This window comes from Sphingorhabdus sp. Alg231-15 (assembly GCF_900149705.1).
Classification (GTDB): Bacteria; Pseudomonadota; Alphaproteobacteria; order Sphingomonadales; family Sphingomonadaceae; genus Parasphingorhabdus.
In genome coordinates, this window is sequence record NZ_LT703001.1 from 2,608,598 (window position 1) to 2,629,186 (window position 20,589).

The following is a 20,589-nucleotide window of genomic DNA, read 5'->3' on the forward strand; positions in this document are numbered from 1 at the left end:
AGGGGTCCCCGTATTTACTGTCGTTATTTGTAGATTCGATAAATATGAGCGGAGGCGATCAGTCCGCCCCCGATGATTGTTGGCAATGTGTCTTCCATGCCGAAATGCTCTGCGAACAAAGCGCCTGTAATGAATAGGCCGCCAAATCCGGCTGGAACCAGAAATGCTGGAACGCGCGCCGATGGTGAAGACATCAGGACACTCATCGAAGCAAACACGGCCATCACAACCATGGTCCAATGGAGCCATTCCGCCTGTGCAACGACTGCTAAGAAAGGAGATGATACGGCCAGGACAGGTAAAGCGATGCAGTGCACAACACATGCGGCGCTAAGTGCAATTGCTGCACGATCTTTGTAAAAAGCAGGCTGCATTGGAGAATCCGTGTAATGTTATAACGTCTCAATATTGTCGCAAGTTAACTGAGTCAACGAATTTTCAGATCATTCGTGGACGAAAAGTGGGGAGCAGTGGATGTATCGCAGATAACGGCGAAGACCATAAATGCGGATCGTTGAAACCCAGCAAATGCAATACGCATCTGTCAGGTCTGCTCATGCGCCTGAATTTTTGCGGCAAGCGCCTCTATTTCGAATCAATAAACTCCAAAATCTCTGTGTTGGTTGGTCGAATATCATGGACACCGGAGACTGTTTTTGATTCTATTCTGCCATCTGTATCGATCAGCATCACCGTTGCGATGGGCACACCTTCCGCACGACCTTCTGTAAATTGCGGATCGCGAAGTCTGAAACCATCAATCAAGGTAGAAGATGCGTCCGACAAGAGAGCGAAACCGATCTTCTGGTCTTCGATAAATTTCTGCTGGACCGCTGGCTCGTCGTAGCTGAGTGCCCAGATTCGGTATCCACGTTTGGCGATATCGTCCGTGATCTGATTTACATTTTTGAGCTGAACCTGACAAAATCCACACCATTCAACCGATCGGGTGAAGAATAAGATAATAGGCCCATCCTTCAGGATTTCTCCCAGCGTGGTTTCGACCTCATTCCGCTTTACTGTAATGTTAAGCGGAACTTTGGCGCCGACATCTAATCCTGCATCTGACGTAAAGACGACATTATTCTGTTCCAAATCCGCAGCGTTCACCGCAGACGCCTGATTGTCCGTGTCGTTTGCAGAACAGGATGCGACACAGGCTAGCCCGATCAACAGGGGCAAGATCTTTGTCCGGCTCATATCCATCTCTACTCGCATCCCATTCTCCCTGTTGCAGAACACAGCCATTTTCTTGGAACCATGTGATAGCCACGTTCCACCAACTACAAAACCATGATTTGTTTCACAATGGCTGGCTTCGGGAGCAACCCGGTATCAACGGATTGGAGCAAGACCGAGCTGCTAGACCGCCTTGCTCTCCGCTGGTGCGGCCGCGTCCGTTTCCGACAGGGCTGCGTGTATATCGCTGACCACGACCGAACCTTCGCCGACCGCCGAGGCGACGCGTTTGACGGAGCCAACCCGGGCATCGCCGACTGCATAGATGCGTGGCCAGGATGTTTCGAACCGTGTGGGCATGCGCTCTAATGGCCATCCAGCCTTGACCAGGTCGAGATTGGCCAAATCCGCGCCGGTTTTGACAAATCCGGTTTCGCTGCAACTCATGTCTTTGGGCAACCATTCGGTGAACGGGGCCGCGCCTAAGAACAGGAAGACAAAGGGCGTTTCCAGGCGCACCGGCTGACCCCTCGTTTCAAGATCAATGGCTTCGAGCCGTTCCTCGCCGTGCAATTTCGCAATCTTGCTGGCGGGATGGAGATGAATATTCGGTGTCTCTTCTAGCCGTCTAACCAGATATTCCGACATGGTTTCGCGAATATCCTCGCGGCGATAGACGAGATGCACAGCCTTAACCGTCTTGGCCAGAAACACGGCACCTTGCCCTGCGCTGTTCCCAGCACCGACCATCGCCACTTCCGATCCCCTGCACAGCTGGGCCTCCATCGCTGTGGCGCCATAATAGATCCCGCGCCCTTCAAACTGCTCAAGCTTGTCGAGTGGCAACTTGCGATATTGTGCGCCTGTGGCGATCACCACAGCTCTGCTATTGAGCTTGCGTCCATCTTCAAGACTGAGGCGGTAGTCATCGCCATTGCGATCCAGGGAGCAGACCTTCACTGGCGCGGCAATGCGTGCACCAAATTTTTGGGCCTGGATGGAAGCGCGGTCGGCTAGTTCCTGTCCGGAAATGCCCATCGGAAAGCCGAGATAATTTTCAATTTTGGAAGATGTACCCGCCTGTCCGCCGGGACCGCGAATGTCGAGTGTCAGCACAGACAGTCCTTCTGATGCCGCATAGACTGATGACGCAAGACCACCAGGCCCGGCACCCACGACGATAACATCCGCGCATGCGCCATCGGGCAGCAAATCAAGTCCAAAAGCTTCGGACAAATTCGAAAGGCTCGGCTTCTTCATCACCAAAGACGCGCCGCGCAGGACCACGGGCAGATCAGCCGCGTCAACACCACGTGCGCGCATCACTTGATCGGCCAACGCATCCCCTGTGGGATCAAGCCAAACATGGGGGACACCGTGTACAGCGAGCAGATTGCGGGAAACAAAAGTCTCGCGGTCATAGCTTTCGCCTATAACAACGACCGTGCTCATGCCCGATTCATGCCCGAATTGACGGCGGGCGGTGAATGTGCGCACAAAAACATCCGACAGTCCGGAATTTTCAACCAGCACGCGTTTGAACTTGTCGTGCGGAATGTGGAGCACTTCTCCGGCGTTACCCATTTCCACCCGGACCAATGACGCCTGCCCGGTAAGAACGGTAATGTCGCCGGCAAACTGGCCTGCCTCCATCCATCCCAGTCTTCGCGTCCCTTCCGATGTTTCGGCGATGATATCGGTATGACCGGAAAGCGTGACGAGACAATCCAGATTGCGCGCGCCTTCTTGGATGAGAACGTCACCGGTCTCATGATGGATGATCTCGCCATAGGGCTTAAGTTGTTCCAACTCGGCGGGTGACAAAGTATAGTTTACGTCAGGGGGAGGGACGGCCATGATTGTGATTCCTGCTGGCGGGATAGCCAATGTAACTAGCTATGGAACTGTGCTGAATAATCAACCCCACAGTGTTGATCGATTACATTTGGCAGTTTCACAACATGACTGACCTTTGTCCTTATCATGCTCTCATGCGCATATAAAAAGCTTAGACCCGCTTAGTCATGCCCTGCGATCTGCGGAACAAGAACCAACCGATCCAGAGAGACAGATAGAGAAACAGCATTCCAAAGATAGCGGGTTTTGGGTTTTCCAGGCTGCTGATCGATCCGGCGTAAGTAGCGATTAGCACATAGGGCAGTGTACTGATCGAGAAGAACAGAACATATCGCCAAAATGGCATCCGGGTCGCGCCAGCCATGCAAGCCGTTACCTCGGTTACTATTGGAGCTGCACGCGAGAGAGTGATCATCACCGGGCCGTTGCGATAGAAAGCTTCTTCCAGCTCGGTTCGCTGCTTTTCATCCTTGATCAGAAAACCAATGGCCCGATCTCCCCATTTTCTGCTCAGGCCATAGCCGGCAAAGGCAGCCATAGCCGATCCGGTAAATGCGGTTGCCGCACCAGCAGGGAATCCCAGAAAATAGCCGGCCAATATCATTATCGTAAGCGTGGGAACCGCAACAAACAGATCGATGAAGAGAAGCAGCACAACGGTTCCGATGACATATAAAGGGTCTACGGTCTGGGCCTGTTCCAGCCAGAACTGGACGTTTTCTACCGTCAAGATCCCCAATACCCGGCCTAAAATGAACGTGGATGCAAATATAGCACCGAGAATGAGCATGACTTTGAGTAAAGATTTCATTGTGACTTCCTTTTAGAATTTCGGGATATCAAATTGAGGGATATTCGATTCGGTTTCTGTTGTTCCATCTGGCCGCGCTAAAGCTCTATGTTCCGCGAAGGATGCGATAGCCCAGGCTCGGGACGACACGCATAATCCATGCAAAGAGCTTCGCGATGCCGACGTGGATGGTCTGTTTTTCGCGGCGAATGCCATGCACAATGGATTGCGCCGCACCTGAAGCCATCATTTTGTTATTGCCACGTCCCGCAGTCATATCGGTTGCGACAATGGGCAAGATCACGTCGGCCACTTTGATGTGCGGAGCGTCCTTTTGGGCCTGATAGCGTAGGCTGCGACTGAAACTGCTGAGTCCGGCTTTGGCTGCGCAATATACGGGCGCTGCCGCTTTCGGTGCGAGGGCGAGGCCAGAACTGATATTGACGATCATCGCATCATCAGAGCGCTTCAACAAAGGCATCAGAGCAGCGCAAATCTTAACAGGCGCAATAAGATCAATGGTAAATTCATCAGCGATTTTTTCGAGGAGCTGGTCTGAACTATTATTGATAAAATCCAGATCCTGCTGGATAGCCGCATTGTTAATAAGGATGTCCAGACCATTCCATTCGGACTGGATTCTATCGTAGAGAAATTGCGGGGTTCCCGGATCGCCAATGTCGGCGGTGATACCCAGAATATCGCGATCGAGCTGCACGCGCGCTTTGTCGATGGTCTGTTCATTGCGACCGCAAATTGCGACCTGTGCTCCAGCGTCGACACATGTTTGCAGCAACTCCAAGCCGATTCCTCGAGCTCCACCGGTGATGAGAATTTTTTTACCGTTCAAGTCCATTTTTTCGATCCACAGATTATTTTTCTATGGTCGAACTACTGGACGATCATTTTTCCCTTGTATTGAATATACGCGCCAATCTTATCGGTTGGCTGTTAGTTATTAGCCAGGGTCCGATATTCAGATGGCTGCATATTATATCTCAGTTTGAATTCACGATTAAAGTGAGGCTGATCAGCAAATCCGGAGGCGTAGCCGATTTCAGCATAGTCACTTCGGCCACTCAATATCATGGAAGCCGCTGCCTCCGCGCGCGACCGACGAAGCAGTTTTTGGAAGGTTTCATTCTCCTTTTGGAGCATGCGCTGCAAACTTCTTTTGGACTGACCGATGATGGTCGCCGCCGTATCAATTTTCCAGTTCCGGCCGGGATCATTGCCAAGCAATTGGGTGATCCGATCCACAATCGAATCATTATCTGACGTGCTATCGTTCTGACCCGCACTCGGTGCTGCAGAAGACTGGTTATGCTCTTCTTTCCAGTCAAATTGCCAGATACGGGTGTCGCCGGTTTCCTGAAGATTTCTCCACTCATCATCGCTGCTCACAAATGCGTCATTTTTCATGACCAGTGTTGATGCTTGGCCTATTCGGGCCATGAGCTGTCCGCAGCCCACCAATTGCAGCAAGCTGGCGATCAGTCCGGAAATAACCAGATCCTCCCCAGTGGTTGGCAGAGTTTCGTCGGTGGAAAAATGTTCAAGTGTTACGCTGAAAGAAGACTGATCAATCACCCTGACTCTATGTCGGCCATGAAAATAGCGCTCTAGTCTCGTCCAGCGATCGATAAGGTCATGTCCATCGCAAGCATTCAAAAGCACTTCAAGCGTGGGATCAAAATCAACAGTTTTGAGTGCTTGACCAATTTTGAAAATGGATGATGGTCCCAATGAGCGCATTGCCACATTCAACAAGTCACGTTTTGAGACGGCTTCCGTTTTGCCTTCAAATCCAATCGGCTTCGCAGCTTCCAGGCCCTGAGATTTCAACTGACCTGCAATCAGATTAAACAGTGCGGAACTTGCAAAATTGGTCATATTGTCAATCCAGACTATTTTTCAAAAATGCCATTCAGAGTTTCATCAACACATCGGTTTTGGCTTTGTCTCCGGCTGATTTGACATCATGAAAATATTCAATCGCCGCATCAATCCGATGACTGAGTTTCTTTAGCTTCGTGATATGCAATTGGACATTTTCCCGTTTCTTACCAAGCTCGTCGATAATCATGTCGCAACTCAATTGTTCCTCAATTGAACTCGGCAATATCCCCCGAATCTCGGATAGGGAAAAGCCCAGGCTTTGGGACAGGCCGATGATCCGAAGTCTTTCAACCATGTCATGGCCATAATCCCGATAACCATTGTCTCGCCTCGTTGCCTTGGGCAACAAACCGTGGCGTTCGTAAAATCGAATCCGGGATGTTGTGACACCGGTTTGCTTCGCCAGTTCACCAATTTTCATTTGGCTTGACCTTTAACATTGGTTCAAGGTTTATAGCACCCAAATCCACAATAGACCAGAAAGCAAATATAGTGACTGGAATCGCAAATCCTTTGTTCGAACCGCTTATCCTCCCGAATGGAGCGACCATCCCCAACCGTATATGCAAAGCGGCAATGGAAGAAAATCTGAGTGACGCTGGTCAACTTCCGGGCGAAAGGCTTAACCGCCTGTATCGGCGCTGGGCCCAAGGCGGCGCCGGATTGCTGCTGACCGGGAATGTTATGGTTGCGGCGGATGCCTTGACCGGGCCCGGAGGCGTCGTGCTGGAAAAACACACCGATTTAGTGTCGTTTCAGCGCTGGGCGACCGCCGGCAAGTCGGGCGGGGGGCAGTTCTGGATGCAAATCAATCATCCTGGGCGTCAGGTCTATGCAAATATGGGAGAGGACGCTGTTTCAGCTTCGGATGTTCCCGTTGATCTCGGCGACTATTCAAAGCTCTTTGCGAAGCCAAGAGCATTGGAAGAGGGGGAAATTGAAACCATTATCGAACGCTTTGCCGAAACCGCTTCTCTGGCTGAAAAAGCAGGATTTACCGGTGTTCAGATTCACGCAGCGCACGGCTATTTGATCAATCAGTTTCTATCGCCGCTGACGAACAAAAGAACGGATCAATGGGGAGGCACATTGGAAAATCGTGCCCGGCTTCTCCTCGCTGTGGTGGAAAGGGTCAGATCGAGGACATCGGACGATTTTTGTCTTTCCGTCAAATTGAACTCTTCGGATTTTCAAAAAGGTGGATTTGATCAATCGGATGCAAAATGGGTGGTTGAGCAGCTTAACGACATGCAGGTTGATCTCGTTGAGCTATCCGGTGGCAGCTATGAGAGTCCGGCGATGCAGGGCAGAGCATCGCAAGATAGTACGGGTCTACGGGAGGCGTACTTCATTGACTTCGCCAAGGAGATATCGGCGGTGGCAAAAATGCCGATCATGATCACCGGTGGGATCCGGCGTTTATCGGTTGCCCAGAAAGCACTGGATCACGAGCAGGCAGGCTCCGCTGTGGATATGCTTGGCGTGGCCAGGGCATTGGCCTTTGATCCGGAATTGCCCAATAACTGGTTGAATGCAGAAAAAGTCGACGTGGCTATACCCGAGGTCAAATGGAAAAACACAACCCTTGCTGGAGTAGCGACCATGGCGGTTGCCAAGGCACAGTTGGAGCGGCTTGCGAAAGATCTGAATCCAAAACCAAATATCTCACCATTACTTGCCCTTGTTGGAGATCGATTTCGGACCAACAAGCGGTTGAAGCGCTACCGCCGTTGGCGGAATCAAAGGGAGAATTGACAAGGGCATTGGATAGGGGGAGGCCGTTTCGGGGGGAGAGATGGCGATATCCGCGTATTGCTAAATGCCCTTGTCAGCTACGATGAATAGCAGAGCTGTCAGCAAAGGGCGTAGTGCGATTGCAAGGTGTTGGAGTAGTTCATTTGGACTATACACTTCCCCGGTGCTTGACTTATCCTGTCTCACAATTGGCACAAGGGGACTGACTTGATCATGCGATCTGCACGATATTCTGATCGGATTCGTCCCATACAACCCGTAAACGCTTTTTTCCGCTTAACCACAGCCTGTTTCAGCCTTCTTTTGTTGGTTTATCCCACTGATATTGCTGCGCAAACCGAAAGTAAGGCGCAGCATGGCGTTTTGATGGAGAAGGCCGATAGCCTGCTCGAACAACAGCGGTTCAACGAGGCAGCGCGTATCTTTCAAGAGGCCACGCAACGGGCAGTGACATCCAGTGAAAAGGTTGATGCGATGATTGGTGATGCCTTGGCCAGAATCAACGCGCCGGACAAGGTTGAAGCAAGGCGACTGCTGCTACAGGCAAAAGAACTCACCCTTTCCAGCGACGACCTTATTAGCTCGATTGATGTTCTGTTCCTGATATCGGTTACACAAGCAGAATCCGGTGACGTCACATCGGCTATCGAAACATTATCCTTGGCGATTGACCGCGCTGGCCAAATTGAAGTTGGAACCAACCAGGCCTTGGCCGATTTTGTTCACGCCTCACTCTATCTGGATCTGGCTGATTATCACATCGAGCTGTCTGAATATTCCAGCGCGGCCCGGATGCTGGATCAGGTGATGCCACGTCTGCAGTCTTTGAACGATCCAGTTCTTTGGACGGTTTATCACTATAAGAGAGGAGTTGTAGCAACGCAGTTGAACCAGTTGGAATTGGCCAAAACGGAGATTGGGGAGGCGATCCAAAACCTTGAAGCCATAACCGAGACCGATGTTCAAATTTCGATTTTATTGGCAGCAATCGATCTGGCTGAACGGCGTTCCGATCAACAAAATCAGGAACTGCTGATTCGGAAATTACAGCAATATGTAAGCAATGTTGAGGAGCAGAGCGGGTTCGCGGCGCGGCCAGTCATGAGGCTGAGCGAAGCCTTTAACAATGATCCGAGAAGTGCCGCTTTTGGATTGTCGCGCGCCTTCCGCCGCGATGACAATTTTCGTGCTCCAACAGAAACATTGCAACTGGCCAATACCGCCGCACGATTGGACCAATTTCGAAACGAAGCTGAAATCAGGTCGCTCTATGCGACGGTTGCGGCGCTAATTGCCATAGCGGTTCTGATTGCCGGGTTCGCAATATCAATGGCGCTGCGCAGGAAACAGCAGTCGGAATTCGAACGATATTCTCTGGAAATGAAAGCAACGCTGGCCGAACGGATGCGGATTGCGAGAGAGTTGCACGATACATTGCTACAGGATTTCACCGCTACCGGATTGCATATCGAACTGGCCAAATCTAAAATTGAAACCGATCCTAAAGTCGCGCATGAAATTCTGGAAACTGCGCTGGTACAATCTGATGAAGCTCTGCGTTCCGCGCGATTGTCGATAATTGGTGCCCGCAGCGATTTCGGGAATGATCTTTCCGCCGCGGTGTCCAATATTGTGGACGCTTTTCGGCTAAGATCCGATATCAACATCACCCTTGAAAACAATCTCCATGGCCCGCCAATTGACACGGAGACATGTGCTGAGATTTGCCGCATTGTTGATGAAGCGATTTCCAATGCAGTCACGCATGCGCAAGCTGAAAATATTCGTGCCGAAACGTTTCGGGACGCCCATTTGATCAAGATATCTGTCAACGATGATGGCATTGGATTTGATCCAAATTCATCTCTACCGGGGCATTATGGGCTGACCGGCATGCGTGAGCGCGCAAAGCTTATCAATGCCCTGTTCTCGATAGAATCCTCCGCCGGATCAGGATCGGTTGTGCGTCTGGAAATACCGCAATCCTGACGTCTCCAAATTGCTATTGCGACAATGCTATTGAATACGGATTATCCCTCTCTTGAGAGCCGTCAAAACCGCTTCAGTCCGGTCGCTGGCGGCCAGTTTGTCGAGGATCTTGCCGAGATGAATTTTAACCGTGGATTCGCTGATATCCAATTTGTAGGCGATCGATTTATTAGAATTTCCGGCTGCCAGTATCTTGAGCACATCCAGTTCGCGCGGGGTTAAATCTTCCTGCATCATGGCATCTGCCAGTCGCTCCGCGACTTCACCCTTGAATACCCGCTGACCATCATGGACGCGTTTTATGGCATCCACAATTTCCCGCCTTGCGGTATCCTTTGTCAGAAAGCCGCGTGCTCCGGCAGAAAGCGTCCGCTTGATCGTGTCGGCACCGTCAAAGGTGGTCAGCGCGATGATCATAGCGGCCGGGTGATCGGCAACAATCTGCTTGATAACCGTTTCGCCGTCCATATCCGGAAGTTGCAGATCCATGATGGTCACGTCAGGTTTCTTGTGGCTATAGAGCTGCAGCGCACTTCCCCCATCCTGCGCTTCTCCAATCACTTCCAGGGTCGGATCATCATCGATCAACGCGCGTAGCCCAGCTCGCATTGTCGGATGATCATCAACAATGATTACGCGCAATGGCTGTTGATGAGAATCTGGGACCATGACGGCCTTATAAACCACTATTGGCAATGTGATTAGTCCATTTGGATTATACGATCAGAAAAATGATGTCCGGAAATCCGTGTTTCGATGGGATATGCGAGAAAATAGGTTGGATAGCTATCCCTTTTCCCAATACGGCGTCCCCCGATAGCGCTCAACCAGGAAGTCGACAAATGTTCGTACGCGGGCAGACAAGTGCCGGGTTGGCGGATAGACGGCGTAAGCAGTCAATTTCGGCCACTCATAATCGGGCAGGATTTCGACAAGAGAACCCGCTTCAAGATGCTCGTACACAATGAATCGGGGCTCAATGATAACGCCTTCGCCAGCAACCGCTGCATCGCGAAGAAAGTCGCCGTTGGTTGCCAATAATCTTGGCGCCATTTCAACCTGGCCTTCGCTCTGATCGGGCGCCCGATATTTCCATGATGGCGTTCTTCGATAACCGTACCGCAATTCCTTGAGGTTCTTCAGGTCGTCGGGCGTTTCCGGATAGCCATGTTGTTCAAGATAGGACCGGCTTGCCGCAGCGACCATGGTAATCGAAGCGATTTTGCGTGCGATTAGACTGGAATCCGGAAGATCACCGATACGTATCGCCAGGTCCATTCCATCGGCGACAAGATCCATCTTTCGGTCGCTGAAATTGATGTCAAACTCGACATCTGGATGCACTTTCATAAAATCAAGAATAGCTGGCCCCAAATGGGCAACACCGAACGACAGGGGCGCAGCGACCCGGACAATTCCGGCCAGCGCCGTCTGCGCGTTAATTGTCGCTGATTCCGTTTCCGCCCAGTCCGCCAGCAGGCTGATAGAACGCTGATAAAGCGCTTCTCCAGTGTCAGTAAGCGACAGCTTCCGGGTTGTCCGTTGCATTAGTTGAACACCAAGTCGCGTTTCCAGTTCCTTGAGTCGGCGACTGACCGCCGATTTGGCAATATGCAGCTGTTCCGCCGCACCCGTTATTGATCCGGCCTCCACGACCCGCACAAAGGTCTCTATCTCTTCATATTTGCTCATTTGTTCTCCATATCAGAACAATGATTTCCAAAATAGCCCTCTAATTCTCCAAAACGATCTGATCTAGGGATTGGTCATCGAACAAATGGAGACACGACATGACATCAATCAACCGCATACTTCGCATCGATTCCAGCGCCCGGAAAACGGGTTCTGTCACGCGCAGCCTCGCTGATGAAACACTCAACCGCCTTGCCGAACTCACGCCCGTCAACATTGTTGACCGTGATGTTTCAAGCGGATTGCCCTTTGTTGACGAAGCTTGGGTCAATGCCAACTTTACGCCAAGCGAAGCGCGCACCGCTGCCGACAGGGCCAAGCTCGCTTTTTCAGATGATCTTGTTGAAGAGCTTGCAACGGCTGACACCGTTGTGATCTCGACCCCGATTTATAATTTTGGTGTTCCGGCGACACTCAAGGCCTGGATTGACATGATTGCCCGGGCCGGGGTTACTTTTCGGTATACAGAAAACGGGCCCGTTGGATTGCTAGAAGGAAAACGTGCCATCATATTGGTCGCATCCGGCGGGACACCGGTTGGAAGCCCCGTCGATTTTGCCACTCCTTACCTCAAACAGGCTCTGGCCTTTGTTGGCATCACTGATGTGTCGGTCATTGCTTCCGATGCGATGAACCAGGATACCAAAGCAAAACGTCAGGACGCTTCCAATCAAATCAAGGCCCTGAAAGCCGCTTAGAGCAATACCTCCTCTATTCTTCAGAGAAACTGGATACAGGGATAGAGGAGGGATCTCATTCTTGAGGAAAGCAAACTGACGCTAAGCGAGCGCCAGAAAAGAGCCGCTCATTCCTTGTTACGAGAGGTCAGTTCCTTCTCAACGCGGTGCGCCATAGCTGCACCTTGCATGGAAGCAGAGACATCAGACGCGGAATTGTAAAGAGAACTGAGCAGCACCAGATCCATTTCACTGACAGCGCTCGGTGTTTTCTCATCGGAATTTGATGAGTCGAACAAGGACAGAATGGAATATTGCGGGGTTTGTCGGGATTTGCTGTCTTTGGTGTCAATGTAAGAGCGCATTGCCGCATAATCAGCAATCTGAACTGTGGTCAGATCCACGAGCGCATCTTTTTCCAGCAACAGAAAAGAGTGGGTCATGGTCTGTTGTGTCGTGCGTTTAATCTTTGACTTGACGTTTGAGTTCATTACCGGAACTTCGGTTGTGGCTCCTGTCGTAGGCAGAACAGTCACTTCATCAGAATTTTGTAAAGCGCTGGTTTCGGCAGAACCTGTTTGAATGCGTTTCCAAGCATAAGCGGGACCGCCACTCTTCGCGATCCGCTCGCGCTCATGATGTGCCATGCCGCCAAACAGGCGCGACCTTTTCTTGCGAATAAGGTTCATGGCTTCCTCGCCATCGGCAACGACCATGACATAAACATTCGGCGAGCAGCCCTGTCCTGCAACCCTCATGTCGGCGGCCAACGCAACACCGCGCATGCGTTTTTCTATCTGCTTGCTGTTCTCTTCAGACAAACCCACCACATGTGGACAAACCGGGTCAGAAAAGCGTGCATATTGTCCGTCATGGCGTCCGCCTTTTGGCGTTGCAATTGTTGTCCGGATAAAATCCGCAATGGCTGCTTTCGTGGTCTTATTGCCGGTTACAACAATATCTGCATCAGATGACTGTGGATCGGTTAGTGTCGCTACCGACGGAGAGGGGAAGAGCGCCATCCCGGAAATTGTCAGACCCAGGGCGACCAGAATATTCTTCTTCATTTCCATCGGGAACTCCTTTTCGACGACAAAGCTTGCACAATACAGGTCGAGTGTAAAGAAAGTCGGCCAGAAAGACCGACATGTGGTCAGCAACATAAGCAAATCTCAATGAAGAACAGGACCGCATTTCTCAGTTCGCACTGTTTTTTACTATATATTGCACTGCAACATTGATCATCTGGCCAGAAGCTTTATGAGGCGATCTATGTATGATCTGGCAATTATTGGTGGCGGGATAAACGGCGTCGGCATTGCGCGTGACGCGGCGGGCAGAGACCTGAAAGTCCTGCTTGTCGAGCGTGATGATCTGGCGGCGCACACATCGTCGACGAGCACCAAGCTGGTCCATGGCGGTTTGCGCTATCTGGAACATTATGAATTTAGTCTGGTGCGCAAAGCATTGCAGGAGCGCGAAGTGCTGCTGCGTAACGCGCCGCATATTATCTGGCCGATGCGCTTCGTGTTGCCAGTGGATCAGGGTATGCGCCCGGCCTGGTTCCTGCGCCTTGGTCTTTTTCTCTATGATCATCTTGGCACGCGGTCGCTGCTGCCGGGAACAAAGAGCCTCAACCTGCGCAGAGATATGCGTGGAAAGCCGCTTCAAGAACGATTGAAAAAGGGCTTTGCCTATTCCGATTGCTGGGTAGAGGATGCGCGGCTTGTATCGTTGACGGCACGCGATGCGAAACAACGCGGCGCCGATATCCGTATCCAGACAGAATGTGTTGGGATCGAACGCAGCGCCGATCACTGGACCCTACAATTAAAGGGGCAGCTTAACGGACATGACGGCGAAGCGACAGAGCAGGCCAAAGTGTTGATCAATGCCGCCGGGCCCTGGGTTGATCCGGTCACTGCGCTCTATGACCAGAGCAGCAACGCCGCGAAACTACGGCTTGTCAAAGGCAGCCATATTGTGATTGCGCGCAAATTTGAAGGCGATCACAGCTATATCTTCCAGAACAAGGATGGGCGGATCATCTTTGCCATACCTTATGAAGGCGATCACACTCTAATCGGGACGACCGATCAACCATGGAGCTATGATGAAGGTCCGGCAAAGATCAGCGATGGCGAAATCGACTATCTCTGCTCTGCGGCCAGTGAATATTTTGCCGATCCGGTCACCCGTGATGACGTTCAGTGGACCTATTCCGGGGTGCGGCCGTTGTTTGACGATCATAGCCAGTCGGCCTCGACCGTCACCCGCGATTATGTGTTTGACTATAATGATGATGGCGGCGCACCGGTGCTATCCGTTTTTGGTGGCAAGATAACCACTTACCGGGTGCTTGCGCGGCAGGCGATGAAGACGCTGAAGGCGGCCCTGCATGTCGAGACCGATGACTGGACCAAAGACGCGCCATTGCCAGGCGGAGATTTTCCGGCAGACGGTTTTGACGCTCTGGTCGCGAAATATTCTCGGCGCTGGGCGTTTCTTGGCAAAGACGTGATGATCAGGCTGGTGCGCGCTTATGGCACCGATGTGGCAACCATGCTGGGCGATGCCGGCGACGAAGCTGCCTTGGGGCATCATTTTGGTGCCGGTCTATACGAGATCGAGCTGCGCTGGCTGATCGTCCATGAATTTGCCACGACTGACGAAGACGTGCTGTGGCGCCGTTCGAAGCTTGGCTTGCACATGAATGAAGATCAGAAAGCGGCGGTCGCGGACTGGTTCGCCAGGCAGGATATGCGAACAAAAACGGCCAGCACCGTTTCCTGATTGACGCGCCGCCATCGCGATGGCAATAGGCGCGCTTGGAAACAGGCGGGTGTAGCTCAATGGTAGAGCAGAAGCCTTCCAAGCTTACGACGAGGGTTCGATTCCCTTCACCCGCTCCAATTTCTGGAAAAATAAAGAGCCTTATTCAATTCTCGCCTTGTGGTTAGCGAGAGGAAAAAGTGCGTTACAATCTCGCCACAAAGCTTCTGAGATCAGCTCACCGATATCCGCTATATCCCGAGCGTGGACACTTGGGCATAAATTCACCCTATCCCGGCTTGCCCGATTTTCAACAAAGTACGTTTAGTCTGACAAGACCAATCAGAGGCAAGTTGCAGTTAGTCTGATAGCGCCGTTCCCGCAGATACTTCATATTGGAGTGTCTCATCCACATTGCCGCGCGTATAGGCGTGATAGCTGCTACGCGTTTCGGCATAGACGCGCTGAGCGATTGGCTTGCCCCAATCCGTTTCGTTGAGTGCTGTGAACAAGGGGCTGACAAACTTATTGCGTCCCACTTTCGCCAAAAAGCGTTCGGCTTGCTGAACGGCCGGACCGTATTCATTGCTTAGCGCCGCCTCCAGCCAAAGAAACAACACTTCATTGTTGTCAGTTTGCGAAAGCCCCAAGGTCGTGTCTAGTGCTGCCAGTTGCTCGTTAGACAAATCCTGAGGGAGTTCCTCGAGGAAGCGTCGCTGCTCTGCTGCTGTCCAGTCGCGCCAGGCCTCGACATTGGGTAGCGTTCCCTCGTCCGCATAAGCTGCAATTGCGCCGTCCACAACGGCAAAGGCCTGCGGATCTGGTTTCCAAGCGTTTTCCGGCAGGCCGGTGCCATAAACCCATTCGTCCAACATCAATCGTTTTTCCAGTTCAGCATCGTCAACGATCAGCTTCTTGCGCAGATCAGCTAGGAACATTTCGGATGTCACCGGCTCGAATGCGTGACTGTCAAACCATTGAGTCAGCCAGGCATCAAACTTTTCACGGCCGATGATATTCTCCACCGTGCGCAGGAACACTGTCCCCTTGTCGTAAATCGCGAAACCTTTCGTATCGAACGGGCTTATTGCGTCGGGTGAACGCATGGCTGTGTTGGGATTGTCTGCGCCGACATCATTGATGCCGTCGACCAGACCGGCATAGCTGAGAGCATATTCTTGCTCGGCGCGCTCTTTGCCATAGACTTCCTCAACGATACGGTTCTCGAAATAGGAGGTAACCCCCTCGTTCAACCATCCATCGCGCCAGCTCGAATAAGTGGTCAAATTTCCTGACCAGCTGTGTGCCAATTCATGTGCAACCAACCCGTTGTTAGAGCGATCACCCGCAATGAAGGTCGGTGTAAGAAAGGTCATCACCGGGTTTTCCATACCGCCATAGGGGAAGGCTGGCGGCAGGATGATCATGTCATAGCGGCCCCAGCGATAGTCACCGAACAATGCAATCCCGGCGTCGATCATCTCTTCTGTATCGCCGACCTCTTGCGCGGCAGCTTCGATGACTTCGGGTTCTGCCCATACACCTGAACGCGGGCCAAGTTTGCGAAATTCGATATTACCCGCCGCAATGGCAATCAAATAAGGAGGGACCGGGTTGTTCATCACGAAGCGAAAGTCACGGCGGTTCCCGTCCTCCGGTTCGGGATCGCCCTGAATCACACCGCTCATGACGACATTCAGAGGTTCGGGCGCCGAGATGGTCGCTTGCCATGTCTGACGGATTCCGGGGCTGTCCTGGGTAGGAATCCACGTACGGTTATTGATGGCCTGTCCTTGGCTGAAGATGAAGGGATACTTGCCACCAGCTGTCTGCTCCGGGCTTAACCACTGCAAGGCCTCGGCCCCAGGAGCAGACACATATTCGACCACGATCCGGTGTGTTGCGGCAAGCGCGCCCTCTGCCAGTTCGGCGCCTCGCTCCAGTTTCTGAGCCGGAAGCTCTATGGTCAAGGGTTCGCCCTTGCCTTCGACCACCTCGCCAAGGTCAAACTTCAGAGCATTGCCAGCCTCATCGGCGACCGCAGAGACGCGAAGGCCATTGGAGTCGAGGATAATCTCGCTTGCCTCATCCGCCGCAAGCACATCTAGAGTGGCCGTCCCTCCGATAGTCTTCGCATCGAAGTCCATTGCCAGATCCAAGTCAATATGCGTCACCCGCGCCTCTTCAGGCTTCGCAAAAGTCTGATCATCAAACGCTTCTTCACTTGTCAATATTGGCGCGATTTCGCCCCGTTGAGCCGTGTCCTGCGAGACCATGCCACCGCAGCCGACAAGGAGGATCAGAAACGGTACTACAAGAAATGAGACGTGAATGCGCATAGGGATATCCTGATGAGAGAGAATTTTCGGGTGATTTACATGATACGCAGCTGCTTGCCAGCCCCTGATCTAATAAACTATCCCCCGTCAGCATTCGATAGACGGATCTTGTCAGGCGCCAACCGCTGCCATTAAAGCACCTACTAGAATGATGTTTGGGGGGGTGAAGATTGAATGAACTGACATTCGAAAATATATGACAAAGAATTGTTTAAAGAACAACGAGAACGATTTCACTAGGGGCAACCGTGCGGATCGTTCCGGCTTTTCCAAATTGCTCGTGGCCGCTGTTGTGCCCAAAGCGGAGATAAGAAAGCGTGTCAGATATCTCACCAAACCATCGTTTTCTGCAAAAGACGACAACCGCCATTCCCCTTCATCCGCTCCATTTTGCAAATTCCCAGAAGCTGGTCCTTGATCGCAGTTGCCTGCGACAGGCTCGGCTTGTGCTAGCGCTAGACATGTTTCTCGCCAGCAGTTAGCCTGATTTAAAATCAGGAGGCTGCCCCATGTATGACGTTGCGCTAACCGAATCCTATTTTCCAGCGCAGGGCGGACCGGAACCGTCTCCGATGACTGTCGGCGACATGCTGCGTCAGTCGGCGGCACAGGCGCCAGACCAACCGGCACTCAAAGAGCTGACCTATGAAGGTGCGATTGATCGCAGTTGGACCTATGCCGAACTTTTGCACGACGCAGAGCGGCTGGGCCGGGCGCTGGCCAGTCGCCATGCAGAGGGCGCGCGGGTCGCGGTCTATGCGAATAATGTGCCGGAATGGGTGTTGCTGGAACTGGCTTGCGGTCTGGCTGGCGTGACGCTGGTGACGGTCAATCCGGCCTATCAGAAGCGCGAGCTGAAATATGTCCTCGAACAGTCGCGTTCCGAGGCGATCTACTATGTCGCCGACTTTCGTGGAAACCCGATGCAGGAGATTGCCGATGCGGTGTGCGATGAAATTCCGGCAATCAAACACCGGATATTGCTGAGCGACCATGATGCCCTTTATGCGGGGGAAGATAGCGGTACGCTGCGCAATCCCAAGCCGCAGGATGCGGTGCAGCTGCAATATACATCCGGGACGACCGGCTTCCCGAAAGGCGCAGTGCTCCATCATAACGGCCTGGTCCGCAACGGTGTTGATACGATGGCGCGGGGCGGGATGGAGCAGGGTGACGTCTTTGTCCACACGATGCCGCTTTTTCACACCACTGGCTGCGCAATTCTGGTGCTGGGCGGCTTTGGCCGGTGCGGTACCATGTTGCTCGCCCCGATGTTTGATCCGGTGATGATTGCCAATGTCATCGAAAGCCAACGCGCCAAGTTCATCCTTGGCGTGCCGACCATGTTGGTGGCGCTGATCGACGAAGTGCGCCGATCCGGTCAGGACGTGTCCTCGACGCGGCGGATCATGTCCGGCGGAGCAATGGTCGCGCCGCAACTGTGCCGCGATGCCAAGGACGTGTTTGGCGCACCGATCCAGATTGTCTACGGCCAGACAGAAACGTCGCCGGTGCTGACGCAGGCCTGGTATGAGGATTCGGACGATGACCTGACTCAGACCATTGGTCAGCCGGCCGCCCATACGGAAATTTCCATTCGCGATCCGCAATCCAATGCCGTGCTGCCGATTGGCGAACAGGGCGAGATTTGCGCGCGCGCCTATAGTGTGATGTTGGGCTATAATGACAATCCCGACGCCACCGCCGCCGCGATCGATAGTGAGGGCTGGCTGCATACCGGCGATCTCGGGCGCATGGACGCGCGCGGCTATGTCAAGATTACCGGCCGAGTCAAAGAGATGATCATTCGCGGCGGCGAGAATCTGTTCCCGGCGGAGATTGAAAATGCGATGCTGGAGCATGACACGATTGACGAGGTCGCCGTGGTCGGCATTCCGGATGATAAATGGGGTGAGCAGGTCGCCTGTTTTTTCCGCAGCGGGTCCGGCGAGACAATGCACGCGGATGATCTGAAAGCCTTCATCCGCGATCGCCTGTCGCCACAAAAGACGCCAGCCTATTGGATAAGCGTATCGGAATGGCCGCTTACCGGCTCCGGGAAAATTCAGAAGTTCAAACTGGCCGAGGCCTTTGAAGCAGGCGAACATGAATTGCTGAACTAGGCATCTCTTTCAACGCCCAATAGTCCCGCGCGCTCGCAACTGCTTGTGAGAGCGCGAGACTATTGGGTGGACGTAGATTACAGGGTGATTAAAATATCAGCCCTCATTCTAACCTGAAAGGAAATGCAGATGGCTGTTAATGTAATCTACAAAACCAACGCCACGGCTACTGGCGGACGAGATGGATCTGCCAAATCTGATGACGGGTCGGTTGATGTCAAGCTAGTGGTGCCCAAAGAAATGGGCGGGCCGGGCGGTGTCGGCGCGAATCCGGAAAAGCTTTTCGCCGCCGGTTATTCGGCATGCTTTCTTGGCGCAATGAAAGCCGTCTCAGGAAAGGAATCTGTTCAAGTCCCGGACAATGCAACAGTAACAGCAACAATTGGCTTTGGCCCGCGTGAGGAAGGCGGTTACGGGATTACAGCCGATTTACAGATCGCATTGCCGGGTGTGGATCGCGCCGATGCCGAACGTTTGGTTCACGCGGCGCATGAGGTTTGTCCTTACTCAAACGCCACGCGCGGCAATGTCGACGTCGGTCTCACTGTCGTTTGACGCGGTGCCCGGATGGTCGCCGGGGGAATAGCTGATCTATGTGTTATTCCACTTCGCGAGCGGAATACCAAACGGCGCATCCGGCAAAAAAAGTGGCAATGGCTCCACTTGCTCCGGCCAGTGGCACGGCTCCCAGCCCCAAACGTAGCGCAGCAATGTTCAGGACAATTGCGATCAACCCGGTGATCAAACTGACCAGACCGAGGACGCGGCCAATGGTGTCCGCACCCCGAAAAAGCGACAGACCAAAAAATATGGCAGCCAATCCAAGGACGACCTTGGCGAGATAATAGAACAGAAATGATCCTGCGAGCACGGTACCCATAAGCGGCGCAAACTCTTCGCCAGCATTGGTCGCGGGCAGAAACATCGACAGGCCAATGCCTGACTGGACCATGTTCATCAATCCGGCCACCACCAGGGCCGACCAGCCCAATTGCATATCCTGCGACCGGACCAGACCAACAAGAGAAGCAATTGCAATGGCAGAAAATACCACAAGTTCGGCGGTCCAGATTGTCGATCGCAGAGGCCAGCCTTCGACAATCCCAACACCGCTGAGGGTTGCCGTATAGATTAGCTGTGAAATAACGGTGAGTATCAGCAGGGCTGATACAAATATTGCGATAGGACGCGTCTTCTGTGGCATGATTCCTCCATAATGTCCCGAGTATCGAGTCTATTCGGTCTGATCCGTAAATTGGTTACAACCGAGATGAAAATATCGATATCAGTTCGGCCTTACGCCCAGAACAATACGCCACTGGGAAGATATTGGCCATCGTTACTGCCAGCGAGCAACTCCAAAGCCCTGGGGTAGCAATACAGCGTTTTCTGCCAATGTTCGCGTCTTGAAACGAGGCAGTTATGTTCGCTGAGAGTGCAAAAGCGGATGTTGGAATTGCAAAATGCGCGCAATATTGGAATAAAGTTGCAAACTGGAACTGATGACCAGGCCCGAG

General features: G+C 52.5%; 18 protein-coding genes and 1 tRNA gene. 7 read left to right on the forward strand and 12 right to left on the reverse strand.

Features of this window, described 5'->3' with window-relative positions; genetic code table 11:
- Positions 1–23 precede the first annotated feature (23 nt).
- From DG177_RS12925 to DG177_RS12955, 7 genes are all read right to left on the reverse strand, one after another.
- Entirely contained in the window at positions 24–374 is a 351-nt protein-coding gene (locus DG177_RS12925) for a MerC family mercury resistance protein (RefSeq protein ID WP_108811853.1), read from the reverse strand.
- Between the two features lie 211 nt (positions 375–585).
- Complete coding sequence (locus tag DG177_RS12930; protein ID WP_337658818.1) at positions 586–1,200, reverse strand: peroxiredoxin family protein; 615 nt, start codon at positions 1,198–1,200, stop codon at positions 586–588.
- 162 nt (positions 1,201–1,362) lie between these two features.
- Positions 1,363–3,036, reverse strand: coding sequence for an FAD-dependent oxidoreductase (locus tag DG177_RS12935; RefSeq protein ID WP_108811855.1), 1,674 nt, complete (start codon positions 3,034–3,036; stop codon positions 1,363–1,365).
- Between the two features lie 151 nt (positions 3,037–3,187).
- Entirely contained in the window at positions 3,188–3,847 is a 660-nt protein-coding gene (locus tag DG177_RS12940) for a VTT domain-containing protein (protein ID WP_108811856.1), read from the reverse strand.
- Between the two features lie 85 nt (positions 3,848–3,932).
- Positions 3,933–4,682: an SDR family NAD(P)-dependent oxidoreductase gene (locus DG177_RS12945; RefSeq protein WP_108811857.1), complete on the reverse strand. Its 750-nt coding sequence runs from the start codon at positions 4,680–4,682 to the stop codon at positions 3,933–3,935.
- Positions 4,683–4,777: 95 nt separating this feature from the next.
- Positions 4,778–5,719 carry a helix-turn-helix domain-containing protein gene (locus tag DG177_RS12950; protein WP_108811858.1) on the reverse strand — a complete coding sequence of 314 codons (942 nt, stop codon included), beginning with the start codon at positions 5,717–5,719 and terminating at the stop codon, positions 4,778–4,780.
- 34 nt (positions 5,720–5,753) lie between these two features.
- The gene (locus tag DG177_RS12955; protein ID WP_108811859.1) at positions 5,754–6,146 is read right to left on the reverse strand and encodes a MerR family transcriptional regulator; all 393 of its coding nucleotides are present in this window, start codon (positions 6,144–6,146) and stop codon (positions 5,754–5,756) included.
- Between the two features lie 71 nt (positions 6,147–6,217).
- On the opposite strand from DG177_RS12955, the gene DG177_RS12960 reads away from it, so the two are divergent.
- On the forward strand, positions 6,218–7,480 hold the full coding sequence (locus DG177_RS12960; RefSeq protein WP_108811860.1) for an oxidoreductase: 1,263 nt from the start codon (positions 6,218–6,220) through the stop codon (positions 7,478–7,480).
- A 306-nt stretch (positions 7,481–7,786) separates the two neighbouring features.
- Positions 7,787–9,469 (forward strand): sensor histidine kinase, encoded by a 1,683-nt coding sequence (locus DG177_RS12965; protein ID WP_337658821.1) that lies wholly within the window; start codon positions 7,787–7,789, stop codon positions 9,467–9,469.
- A gap of 27 nt (positions 9,470–9,496) precedes the next feature.
- Here DG177_RS12965 and DG177_RS12970 read toward each other — a convergent pair whose 3' ends face one another.
- Entirely contained in the window at positions 9,497–10,156 is a 660-nt protein-coding gene (locus tag DG177_RS12970; protein WP_337659035.1) for a response regulator transcription factor, read from the reverse strand.
- A gap of 99 nt (positions 10,157–10,255) precedes the next feature.
- Entirely contained in the window at positions 10,256–11,161 is a 906-nt protein-coding gene (locus DG177_RS12975) for a LysR substrate-binding domain-containing protein (RefSeq protein ID WP_108811863.1), read from the reverse strand.
- Positions 11,162–11,259: 98 nt separating this feature from the next.
- On the opposite strand from DG177_RS12975, the gene DG177_RS12980 reads away from it, so the two are divergent.
- Positions 11,260–11,859, forward strand: coding sequence for an NAD(P)H-dependent oxidoreductase (locus DG177_RS12980; protein WP_108811864.1), 600 nt, complete (start codon positions 11,260–11,262; stop codon positions 11,857–11,859).
- Between the two features lie 107 nt (positions 11,860–11,966).
- On the opposite strand, the gene DG177_RS12985 is transcribed toward DG177_RS12980, so the two are convergent.
- Positions 11,967–12,905 (reverse strand): hypothetical protein, encoded by a 939-nt coding sequence (locus DG177_RS12985; protein ID WP_337658822.1) that lies wholly within the window; start codon positions 12,903–12,905, stop codon positions 11,967–11,969.
- A gap of 205 nt (positions 12,906–13,110) precedes the next feature.
- On the opposite strand from DG177_RS12985, the gene glpD reads away from it, so the two are divergent.
- Together glpD and DG177_RS12995 are read left to right on the forward strand one after the other, a co-directional pair.
- Entirely contained in the window at positions 13,111–14,631 is a 1,521-nt protein-coding gene (glpD, locus tag DG177_RS12990) for a glycerol-3-phosphate dehydrogenase (RefSeq protein ID WP_337658823.1), read from the forward strand.
- Positions 14,632–14,676: 45 nt separating this feature from the next.
- A tRNA-Gly gene (locus tag DG177_RS12995) sits at positions 14,677–14,750 on the forward strand.
- Between the two features lie 219 nt (positions 14,751–14,969).
- Here the strand turns inward: DG177_RS12995 and DG177_RS13000 are convergent.
- Positions 14,970–16,949, reverse strand: coding sequence for a leukotriene A4 hydrolase C-terminal domain-containing protein (locus tag DG177_RS13000; protein ID WP_108811867.1), 1,980 nt, complete (start codon positions 16,947–16,949; stop codon positions 14,970–14,972).
- 509 nt (positions 16,950–17,458) lie between these two features.
- Here DG177_RS13000 and DG177_RS13005 point away from each other — a divergent pair.
- Both DG177_RS13005 and DG177_RS13010 read left to right on the forward strand, forming a co-directional pair.
- Entirely contained in the window at positions 17,459–19,072 is a 1,614-nt protein-coding gene (locus tag DG177_RS13005; protein WP_108811868.1) for an AMP-binding protein, read from the forward strand.
- Positions 19,073–19,201: 129 nt separating this feature from the next.
- Entirely contained in the window at positions 19,202–19,627 is a 426-nt protein-coding gene (locus DG177_RS13010; protein ID WP_108811869.1) for an Ohr family peroxiredoxin, read from the forward strand.
- 43 nt (positions 19,628–19,670) lie between these two features.
- Here the strand turns inward: DG177_RS13010 and DG177_RS13015 are convergent, their stop codons facing one another.
- Entirely contained in the window at positions 19,671–20,276 is a 606-nt protein-coding gene (locus DG177_RS13015) for a hypothetical protein (RefSeq protein WP_108811870.1), read from the reverse strand.
- Between the last annotated feature and the right edge of the window lie 313 nt (positions 20,277–20,589).